This window comes from Sporosarcina sp. FSL W8-0480 (assembly GCF_037963765.1).
Classification (GTDB): Bacteria; Bacillota; Bacilli; order Bacillales_A; family Planococcaceae; genus Sporosarcina.
Genome location: NZ_CP150166.1, coordinates 3161623 through 3173166 on the forward strand (window position 1 = coordinate 3161623; position 11544 = coordinate 3173166).

8 protein-coding genes are annotated in these 11544 nt (G+C 42.0%); all 8 read right to left on the reverse strand.

What is annotated here, in order from left to right; genetic code table 11:
- Position 1: 1 nt before the first annotated feature.
- Complete coding sequence (locus tag NSQ43_RS15995) at positions 2-967, reverse strand: ATP-grasp fold amidoligase family protein (RefSeq protein WP_339251821.1); 966 nt, start codon at positions 965-967, stop codon at positions 2-4.
- Positions 968-1060: 93 nt separating this feature from the next.
- Entirely contained in the window at positions 1061-2887 is a 1827-nt protein-coding gene (locus NSQ43_RS16000) for a nucleoside-diphosphate sugar epimerase/dehydratase (RefSeq protein WP_339254956.1), read from the reverse strand.
- 180 nt (positions 2888-3067) lie between these two features.
- Positions 3068-3841: a CpsB/CapC family capsule biosynthesis tyrosine phosphatase gene (locus NSQ43_RS16005; RefSeq protein WP_339251823.1), complete on the reverse strand. Its 774-nt coding sequence runs from the start codon at positions 3839-3841 to the stop codon at positions 3068-3070.
- A 50-nt stretch (positions 3842-3891) separates the two neighbouring features.
- Entirely contained in the window at positions 3892-4599 is a 708-nt protein-coding gene (locus NSQ43_RS16010) for a CpsD/CapB family tyrosine-protein kinase (protein WP_339251825.1), read from the reverse strand.
- Positions 4589-5332 (reverse strand): Wzz/FepE/Etk N-terminal domain-containing protein, encoded by a 744-nt coding sequence (locus NSQ43_RS16015; RefSeq protein WP_339251827.1) that lies wholly within the window; start codon positions 5330-5332, stop codon positions 4589-4591. Before NSQ43_RS16015 ends, NSQ43_RS16010 begins: the two co-directional genes overlap by 11 nt.
- A gap of 204 nt (positions 5333-5536) precedes the next feature.
- A complete protein-coding gene (locus NSQ43_RS16020; RefSeq protein WP_339251829.1) occupies positions 5537-6331 on the reverse strand; it encodes a hypothetical protein in 795 nt (264 codons plus the stop codon).
- A gap of 237 nt (positions 6332-6568) precedes the next feature.
- Positions 6569-9343, reverse strand: a complete 2775-nt coding sequence (locus NSQ43_RS16025; RefSeq protein WP_339251831.1) for a phosphodiester glycosidase family protein — start codon at positions 9341-9343, stop codon at positions 6569-6571.
- A 586-nt stretch (positions 9344-9929) separates the two neighbouring features.
- Positions 9930-11381, reverse strand: a complete 1452-nt coding sequence (locus NSQ43_RS16030) for an O-antigen ligase family protein (RefSeq protein ID WP_339251833.1) — start codon at positions 11379-11381, stop codon at positions 9930-9932.
- Between the last annotated feature and the right edge of the window lie 163 nt (positions 11382-11544).

The window sequence follows — 11544 nt, forward strand, 5'->3', positions numbered from 1 at the left end:
ATTATCCCTGCAGATTATGACTCTCGTCTTCCAAATTAATCCAACCACCAATTTCGTATGACCATTTTTCTGGAGTAATCCTTTGAGTTGCTCCTCCAGGGTAAAATGTTATTTCACCGAAATAAATTTCTCCCTGTATATTATATAAATCTACTCGGCAGTGAGGAAACGGTTTAGATAATATCTCAGCATATTCTATCATTTTGCTAAAATTTTTAGGTTTTGATATTAATTTATTATCAAATTGTTGTCGACCTATCTTAATATCTAAATAGTTGAAATCATTATCATAAATATTCCTCAATGCCTTTGGATTATGTGAACCATCTGGTGAAGCAGTATTTATATCCACAAGTATCAGCTTTACTTCTCCATCAAAGCACATAAACCTATAATCAATTAGAGAAACGTTTTCCTTGTCAGTTAACAATTCCTCAACAATTATCCTTGGTTTAATATTCTTGTAGTTCCATTCTCTTGACTGATAGTAATAATTCTTTTTTAAAGCCCGATTGAACTTCTTCTCAAATTTAATTTTATTAAATTTTTCTTTATCGTATATTATATTTGTCCCAGACCCATGGTTACATTTTATAAAAGCTTTCTCAGGAATAACATTGTAATCTATGTTTTCCGCATTATCATATACTCCGTAAATTGTAGTTAAAATATGTTTTAATCCCTTTTCCTCAACATACTTACGTACCTCGAACTTATCTGAACAAACAGTTAGTAAAGGGTTCCTATTATTAAGCTTTAACCACCATAGCTTTTCATTATATGTTTTTGGATTACTCAGATTAAGCGTTTGACCAGTATTTTCTTTATACTTCATTTTCGCGAACGTTTCATCACTAATGTTTTTCAATAGATACATTTTTACTTTATTTGAAGTTAGATACAATCTTTTTACAAATATATTGTTGTGTGATAAAGTTCTAACTACCTTTTTAATAGGATATATCACTGTCATTCCCCCATCTACAAAGCCTATTTTATTTCTTTTTTCGAATCAACTATATATTATCTAATTCATTTAACCTTAGTGATACTACTTGTATTATACGGTAACCTTTAAAGAAGATTCCACATACTTCCGATTAGCTAACCCAACTAAAGTCTTTCTTAACTCCTCCACATCCATATTAAGCAACCTATCCAACACATACTGCTGCTCCAACTCAGATATCGGAGTAGCCTTCCCAACATAAATCTTCGGAAACACATACTCACTCTGCCGTTCATTCTCATTCAACAACTCTTCAAACAACTTCTCTCCAGGCCTAATCCCACTAAACTCTATCTTAATCTCATTCTCGCTATAACCAGATAGATTAATAAGGTTCTTCGCCAAATCCACAATCTTCACAGGCTCACCCATATCAAGCACAAACACTTCCCCACCACGAGCAAGAGTTCCCGCTTGAATTACAAGCCTTGATGCTTCCGGAATCGTCATAAAATACCGAGTCATCTCCGGATCCGTAACCGTTACCGGCCCCCCTGCCGCAATCTGATTCCTAAACAACGGGACAACACTTCCACGAGATCCAAGTACATTCCCAAAACGAACCGCCGCAAATTTGGTCTGACTGTTCTTTGCCAGATTCTGCACAATCATCTCCGCAAAACGCTTCGTCGCACCCATTACATTAGGAGGGTTTACCGCTTTATCAGTTGAGACTAATACAAAATGCGGTACTCCAAACATATCCGCCGCTTCCGCAACATTCTTCGTACCAAATATATTATTTTTTACTGCTTCCATAGGATTCGCTTCCATCAACGGTACATGCTTATGAGCCGCCGCATGGTAAATCACATCCGGTTGATGCTCCGATACGATATCAAAGATCCGTTGTCTATCTTGTACATCCGCAATAACGGGAACAATTTCTGTTTCAAGTGAAACTTTTTCCCTAAGTTCACGTTCTATTAAGTAGATGGAGTTTTCACCATGCCCTAACAAAATGAGTTTCTTCGGTGTAAACCGATTCACTTGCCGGCAAATTTCCGATCCGATCGAGCCGCCAGCTCCTGTGATCATGATCGTTTTGCCCGTCAGCTTATTCGCTATTGCTTCCATATCAAGCTGTACTTCATCACGCCCTAACAAGTCCTCGATTCTGACGTCCTGCATATCAGTTACAGAGACTTTACCTGTCATGATGTCCTCGATGCGCGGGATTTTTTGTGTCTTTATCCCGGTGTCGACACATCGTTTCAAGAGCTCTGCCTGTTCTTGTTTATCCATTGATGGAATAGCAATTATTATCTTTTCAATATCATTATCTTCCGCAATTGCTTGGATATATTTAGTTCCACCACTAACCTTCACGCCATAAATCTCAAGTCCTTGTTTCTTCCTGTCATCATCAACGAAAACGACGGGAGTCATCCCACAATCAGGGTTCTGTAAAATTTGACGTACAATCATGCTGCCGGCTTGTCCAGCCCCGACAATCATCGTACGCTTCGCTTCTACATCCTGCTTCCGATTAACCGTATCACGGTACAACCTCCACGAAAGCCTTGAACCTCCGATTAACAATATATGTAGCATCCAAGTGATCGCCAGTGCTCTGAAGTAAATGTCTTGGGCAATTACCAATTGAACTAAAGCGACAACTACGATTGCCCACGTAACTGCCTTGAAAATCAATTTCAACTCTCCGATGGATGCGTATGTCCAAGCTTTCCGGTACAAGCCAAAATACCAAGCTAATACGTGATGGGCGATTTGGATTGCTATGACGCTGACTAACAACACCTTATTTGTTAAAAGATTGATAGTCGGATTTAGGATGAAATACCCTATGAAGATTGAAAAAAGCACTATAAAAGAATCCACCAAAAACAACATCGTCAACCTATTTTTAACAGATATGCGACTCACGCCCTTCGTTTTTATTTCTAATAAACTATTATTACTATATAGTAGTTACTATTATACCAGTCACCTATGAAATTGTCATTACTACTATTTAGGAAATTTTCTAACAAATTGGCGTTTTTTTTGCATATTTACGATTTCGTGTCATGAACTTGAATCGGTTTGTATAAGTACTTAAATCTTTACTCCTATTTTCCACCAACTTTTTTTCCTTACATCACCCATCTCTAACTGAATGAGCGGTTTATCCAAGAGAATTCTTGCATTATTTTCAAGAAAAACTCCGACTATTTCCTCGAATTTCTTTTTCTCCAATATATCAAGACCTTTGGCATACTCAAGAGGTCTCGTCTCCATGTTATGGACATCCGATCCATACGTATGAATACAATTTGCCTCTATTAACCTCATTGACAGATCTTGTATCCCTTTACCGAAATGTCCTGAAACACTTCCTGCGGTAATTTGGGCATATGCACCATGACGAATGAGCCTTTGGAGTCTCTCCGGTTTTTCCGCAATCGCCCGATTTCTCTCAGGATGGGCAATGATTGGGACAATACCGATCTCCGTTAATTGTTCAATGACTTTCACTGTGTAGGATGGGACTGTATGAGACGGCAATTCAAGTAACATATATCGGGAATCCGCAAGTGTTAATAGCTCATCTGCCTCATAGTTCTTGATGATCGAATCATGTATTCTGACCTCTTGTCCTATATGCACCCTTAATGGAATCTTTTCTCTCTCGATATACTCCATTAATTCAACTACTTGTTTCGATGTCTCTGCAGCTGTTACATGAAAATGTGGATTATGCACATGGGGCGTTGCAATCAAATCTGTAATTCCTTCGTTGACTGCGCTTTGTATGATTTTCAATGTCCCTTCCATAGAGTCAGGACCGTCATCTAAACTATGCAAAACATGGGAGTGTATATCTACCACTGGAAAATCCCCCTTTTAAATGGAAAAAGAGTATGGGAACAACTAGTCCCTTACTCTTCCATTCTATAATAGTTATAGTAATAATGATCTTTCGTAAGGTTGAAGTTGTTAAGGACAACCCCTAAAATCGGAGTCTTCGTCAATAATAGCGCTTCTTTCGCTTTTACGATATTCTCCTTTTCTGTTGACCCCGAGCTGACGACAAGGATAGCCCCATCACATTTCTGTGCAAGGACTTGCCCATCAGTCACCGATAGGAGAGGGGGTGCATCAAAGATGATAAGATCATATTGTTCTTTTAACTGTTCAAGTACATTGTCCATAGATTTAGACGCTAATAGCTCTGCAGGGTTCGGTGGAATCGAACCGCAAACAAGTACATCAAGGCCTTCCACTTCACTCTTCTTTACAGCAACTTGAAGAGTCGTGTTTTTCGCTAATAGATTCGTTAATCCAACGTTATTCATTAGAGAAAATGTGTAGTGAACTGTCGGTTTACGCAAATCGGCATCTACAAGCAATACCTTCTTACCGTTTTGTGCATAGACGACAGCAATGTTCGCTGCAATCGTCGATTTCCCTTCGCTTGGTGCTGCAGAAGTGACAAGGAGAGTTTCAAGGTCATTATCTGGTGTCGAAAAATCGATACTTGTTCGGATTGTTCTGAACTGTTCCGAGATAATTGATTTCGGCTCTTGATGTGCAACTAAAATTCTTGCAGCTTTTTGAAGGACTTTCTTTTTACGTTTAATTAGCATGTGCTTTCTCCTTCTTTCTTGCTGTTAAAGGTTTTGTTGCATTATTTTGTAGGATTTCATTTGGAAACTTCCCTACAATTCCAAGGACTGGCAAGCCGACAAGTTCTTCGATGTCTTGTTCAGTTTTAACTGTTGTATCAAGGTACTCTAATAGGAAAGCAAGTCCCACTCCAAGCATCAATCCGACAACTGCTGCAATTGCAATGTTCAACAGTTTCTGCGGTTTAACAGGAGATGGAAAATCTACATTGACAGCTGGTGAAAGGATATTGACGTTATCGACATTCATCAGCTTTTGGATTTCTTCTTGGAAAACAAGTGCTGTCGTATTGGCAATATCAACTGCTCTGAAGTGCTCTGTATCTTGGACAGTCAAGTTGACGACTTGTGAGTTTTGCGCACTGTTGACAGTGAGTTGTCCTTTCAGCTGAGCCGGTGTCATGTTGAGGTCTAAATTATCAATTACTTTTGATAGGATTGCTGGACTTGTGATGATGACGTTGTATGTGTTGATGAGCTGGAGGTTCATTTGAATTTCTTGTGTATTGAATTGGTTGTTTTGGTCATTTTTTTGATTGACAAGGATTTGTGTCGATGCTTGGTATATCGGCGTCATGAAGTAATAGCTTGCAACGGCCGCGATGCCCATAGCAATGATTGTTAGAGAGATGATCAGGACTATTCTTTTCTTTAACGTTTGGAACAAATCTTGTAGGCTGATTGTTTCTTCCATGTATGTGTATTCTCCTTTTTTGTTAGTTAGTATTTTTTATCATGGGCCGTTGCTTTCCGTTCCGGGCGGACGCGTTCCGCGGGGCGCGGGTGAGCCTCCTCGTCGCTTCGCTCCTGCGGGGTCTCACCATTCGCGCTTAACCCCGCAGGAGTCGCCGCCCTCCACTCCAAGCAACTACCTTCTTGGAATATTTAAAGGAGCATTTTATCTATTTACTACTTTTTTCATTAGAGCGTCTTTACGGCTTTTCTTTTGTGCGTTGTATTGATCTTGGAAGCTCTTTGCGTATGATTTGTCATAGCCGTTTTTTTCGAGGTCTTTCTCAACGACTTTTAGAACACCTTTGAAGACGCTGTCCGTTCTGCCTTCAAGTTCTGCAGCGGCGCTTGTGTATTTATTGTAGAAATAACCGTAGTCGATTTTCTCGCCGTTTTCTTTTTTAGTTAAGTACTCATTTTTGGCCCTGCCGATCAATGCATTCAATTTGCTTTCCGCCTGATTTTCGAGTGCATTGAATGCCGGGTTGTACTTTTCTTTGATCGAAGCGACGGTCACTTTTGTTCCTGTATTCCCGGGTCCTGCGGTGGAGTTACCTGTTGCTGGTTTGGATGTTGAACCTGAACCTTTGTTTGTGTTCGAGTTTGAGTTTGAGCCGCTGTTAGACGTTCCGGAAGGAGTTTTGGATGATTGGTCCTTGCCGCTTACCGGAATGGATGATTCGTCTTCCGAGTCGTCTGTTGTTGAGTCGGAACTATCTTGTCCTTCTTCATCACCGTGTTCTTTATCGGATTCTTTTTTGACAATGTCTTCCCCGCTATCATCGAGTGTGATGATTGTGCCATCGGGCAATTCGATTTCGAATGACTCTTCAATGATTTCATCGATGGATTCATCCGCAACGTCGTATTCTTTGAATTTTATTATGTATAATAGGTAGCCGCCTACGCATAATGCGATAACCATGAGTGCAGATAATGATATAATCAGCTTTTTTTTCATAATTAACTCCTTTTCGGTAAGTTCATATGTTTAATAGTCTACCACGAATAAAAAGGGAAGTGAACTATAGCTATATAGAATTATTGAATAAAAGCAAAAAAATCCATGAAGAAGGGATCTTCACAGATTTTTTGCCGCACCATCAACCAAGGCCATTAAGATTCTATAGTGTAAAAGGAAAAACTCTACATAGATAGTGTACCATAATTTTCTGCAATCTCAAAGACTATTTTTCTATTACTTTATTGCCATTGTACGATGCAAGAATACCGAGAAATCAGCTCTGCTGATGTTTTGCGCAGGTCCGTACTTCCCTCCGCCAATACCTTGGGTAATATTGTTAAATGCCAGGGAATTGATAGCGTCTTTTGCGAAGCTGCCATTGCTGTCCGTGAAGTGATTCTTGTCGCTAAGCGGTAGCTTGAATCCTCTTTGTAGGATGGCCGCCATCTCAGCACGAGTCAACTTACCGTTCGGGTCGAATTTCGTTCCTTTTTCCTTCCCATTAATAATGCCTGCGTTTGCGACAGCCGCCACTTCTTTATAGAACGTCATTGTCGGAGCCATGTCTTCGAAACCTGGATCCGTCACGTTGTCTGTTGGTAGCTTAAGTGCTCTTGCCAGTAAGATTGCAGCTTGCTGTCTCGTCAACTCTTCGTATGGACCGAAGTTCCCGTCAGCGAAGCCTGCAATGACGCCTTGGTTCACGAGTGACGTGATTTCACCTTCAGCACGGAACGTGAGTCCTGTGTCTTTGAAGAGAGCTTCTTTGTAACTGTTCGCGAAGACCGCTTTCAGGTCATCGATTCGGATGCTGCCTTTTGTTTTCAGACTGTCTGTCGGCTGTGCGATATAAATTTGCTTGAGTGATAGATTACCAGTTACACCTGCAGGGATAGTAGCTGTCACATAGTTCCAGCCAAGCCATTTCAAGCCGTTTTCCGGCGTGAAGTCGACAACGTACTCTTTGCCCTGGCCATCCTGGATGCGTCCACGTAGCCAAGTGTTACCTGCATCTCCATAGACACGAGCTGTGATCTTAACTGGAGTACCAGTTAGGCTTACGGGTGTCTTCGCATCGATATAAGCAGCTGAAGTTCCTGTTGTTCCAGTAAAATCATATGTGAGCTTTAATGAGCCGTTACCTTCGAATGCAGGCTCTTTATCACTGTTCATTGAAAGTGTTGCTTTACCGTTTGTTGCTGATGCTGTCCAGTTGTTCAAGGATTCCATTTTATCCACTCTGGAGTAGTCGCCTGTAATTGTTACTGGTATGGAGATTGTTTTGCCGCCTAATGTTGCTGTTACAGAGCCTGTGCCTTCTTTGGATCCCGCTGTGAATGTGCCATTTGCCGTGATTGTCCCGATACTATCAGCTGCACTCCATTTAACGAGAGCCGGGTCAAAGATGACTTCCCTGTTTTTAGCGTCGAAAGCTTTTACAGTTAATGTAGTTGAGCCATTTTTTCTAACCTCGAATGACGGGCTTGAAGGCTGAACTGTATGGATAGATTCAACTACTTCAAAAGGTATATTTGCTGTTGCGTTATTGTACTGAGCAGTGATTGAGCCTGCTCCAGCTTTTTGAGCTGTAAATTCAAGGCCGTTTGTTGAGATTAGCCCTTGAGGTGAGCTTAGCTTGACATCCGCTTTATTGAATGTGACTGGATTGTAGTAGTTGTCCATCACGTAATCTACTAAAACTGAACCTTTCGTCCCTTTTAAATAGACTCCAGGTTTTGACAGATGTGCTCCGACTGTTGTCGGTGTCCCTACTGGTGCTTTTGATACTGCGAAAAGTGCAGTGGAGACGGAGCGCTCTCTGCCGTCTGATGGTTTATTGAATAGGGAGACGTTGAAGTCCCCAGGCTTACGGACAGCCATCGTCGTGGAGCCGCCACCATCCAAGTTAAGCGCTTGGTGCGCGCCGATCGACACAAGGTATTCCGCGAATTCCCTCATGTTTTGTCCACGGCTATAGCCGGATTGTCTTCCGTCTACAGTAACCATGAATACTTTTGTTCCTGTTTTATCGATCGCAATCGCCGTACGTGGTGCGCGTTCCGTTGCACGGTCACTGTTCGGATCGATTCCAAGATTCACTTTGCCGTCTTTGACAAGTTCAGGACCGGACGTAAGCATGAATGATGCGCCTTTCCATTTGTCGTCGATATCGGCAGTGATGGAGATTGTTTCACCGATTCCGATGTCCTTGATAAGTTGCATCGCTTCCCCGTGTGCTGACAGGACGAATCCGTCTTTCGGGATAGTGGAAGCTGTCGGGTTGTTGCGTTCCCGGATTTTTGTTACTTTACCTGTTACTGTTTCCCCGAAGTTAAGGGCTGTTCCGCCTGTAACGCCTTCAATGACGAGTTCGATTCCAAGTGCGTTAGTTTCAGTAGTTGGTTTCGGGTAAAGTGGTGTATAAAGGATTAAGTTGTCATTCGAACGGTGCTTGTCCGTTGAAGTGATCGGGTAATCTTGTCCATTATGATTGAATGATAGACTTAAGTTATACGAATCTATCTTTCCTTTATTAGTGCTGTCGATACCGAATGCAATCGGTTGGTTGACGTATTGGTCTCTACCGGATGCGATGATTCCCGCGTTCATGAGTCTATCGCGGTAGGCGATGAGATACATTGGTAGGTAGCCTTGGTCAGATCCCCAGAAGAATGAACCGTTGATCGCACCTGCTACTTGCTGGCCTAATGCAGTGTATGCGTTTGCTTGGCTTGTAGTAGTTGCGAGTTTGCTAAGCGGCGTCGGAATGCTGACGTCGATTGTTGTGAATGGGTCGTTCAGGTCAACGATTAACTGTTTAAATGCTTGAGCCTCATTGTTTACTATTGTGTTCGTAGATTCATATTGGACACCTTGTGAGATTTTAGTAGATTCCGTGATAGGTGCCGCTGTCGTATTTGGTGTTTCTGCTAATGCGAGATTTGGTATTAATAGAAAAATCACAAGAAGTAGGGTGCTGAGTTTCGACAGTTGTTTACGTTTATGCAATTATTCATTCCCCTTTGTTAGTTGATGTATGTTCATTATAATCTCTTATCCTTTTATTTGTATAGTAATGGGAGATTTTCGTTCTAATAGACTACTAAAAAAAGAAAGTCCGGAGGACTGCCTAATACTGTTGATTTGCACTTCAGGCGGACGCTTTCCGCGGGCACGGCTTCAGCCGCTTCCCTCGCTGCGCTCAGTCCAGGGTCTTCAGCTCGCGCTGTTCCCGCTGGAGTCGCCGCCTTACGTTCCAATCAACGGAAACTCCATCTAAACACCACAGAGTGTCAGGCGCGGAGAATCCGCTCTCAGGGAGGAAGAACGAGCTCTTGAGCTGGAAGAATGAGCTCACGAGAGAAACAATGAGCTCTTGGGCATTGAAGTGCTTTTAGATTGTCAAAGGCATTAGGCGCGAATCAGTGTGTGGAGATAATAGAGAGTAACCGCGGGCAGAAAAGACCAGGTACGCGGAAGGGTAATGTTTTCTCATAGGAGTATTTTGACGCGCTTAATGCCTTTAACAAATTAGGGTTTATTAAAACAGAAAAGCCCCGATCTCAGGAAATTCCTGAAACCGGGGTTCTTCTGTTTATTGCAAACGCGTAGTTTTCTTTGATGTATAAGCCAAGAAGACTGCTGTCAGGATGTAGAAGTACATCGTGAATGTCTTGTCTTCCCAGATGTTATAGATGAAACCACACCAGTAGACACTGATGAGTAAAGCTAACATCGGGATGGCTTTGTCCGACTGCTTACGTCTCATCCAGAACACGGCTAACATGCCTAATAGGAATACAGCAAATAGCAATACGCCTACAGCACCGTTCTGAGTAATGACCTGGATGTACTGGTTGTCCGAATAGATATTGAAACGGACGTCGTATTGGCTATAGTATGGCGACGAATATACTTTTGAAGCCGAGTCCCCGAATGTACCGAAGCCTGTTCCGATTACCGGATAGTCTTTAAAGATCTCGAGACCTTTGTAGACGATGAACAAGCGTCCAGTTGTCTTACTCTTTTCAAATGTGTCCGACTGGAATGTTTCTTTGATGCGTGTTGACTCAATAGCGAAAGTTTCGCCTGGTTCAGGTGTACCTGTACGTACGATTTCACCGATTTCAGTGTTCGAGCTGATCCATGATGCAGCTTTTGTTATAGGTACTGTAATTAGGATGAAGCCTAACGCAACTGCAATTCCTGATTTCAATACGAATTTCCAATTCCTTGTGAACAGGAAGTAGATGACAATTCCGATGATGAAGGCAATCCATGTACCACGGCTATACGTAAGTATCCATGTACCTGCAAGCACGACAAGAACGATATTAAGCACCCATTGAAGCTTCGTCTTCGGAAGTAGTGTCTTTAAGTAGTAAATAAGAATGCCAGAAATTGTTAAATAGACGGCAAACACGTTCGGATTGTTTACAAGTCCGTAGATACGGCTTGCGTTATTTTTCGAAAGCTGGCGATTCACCCATTGATCCGGCATGAGGAGTGAACGGGCGGATAGCTTTTCGACGAGTCCTTGGATGATCAATACGACTGTGACAAATAGAGTGACGGCAAGGAAATTCATAATATCCCGTTTCGTAATGTCCAATCGTTTAACGATATATAATAGAAGGAACATGATTACGAATGCGCGGATTTGGAAAATGATTGCTGTCAGGACGACGCCTGATAGGAATGCAGAGACGGTTCCCATCACGATGAACGCAATAAAAGCCCATTCGAATAGTTCGAATCGGAAAATCGACTTCAAGTCCTTTCGAGAATCCCAAAGTACTCGGAGGAAGGCGAAGACGATGATTAGGTCGCCCACAAGTTTTAATCCCGGGCTTAGTTCGATCAGGAATGAGCGTAGCGGGAAGTAGATAAGCAAAAATAAAATGGCCTGTTTGGGCCTGAACAATGCCGCGATTGCTAAGAGGAGCGAGATGCCATAGGCAATCATTGTATTCGGAATGACAAGCGCCACGGCTAAGAGTAGAACCCCAATGATTGGCACGGCCATTTCTCTAAGGTTAAGATTCATGGAATGACCCTTTCTGTAGTTGTTTCACATTTAAATATTATAGCACAGCGTCAGTATGTATCGGCAGGTTTATTTCATAATTATGTGGACGATTGATAGAAGGAAAGGTTCTTACTCAAAGACTATCCAAGAACAGTTGATTTTCGCTTCAGGCGGACGCTTT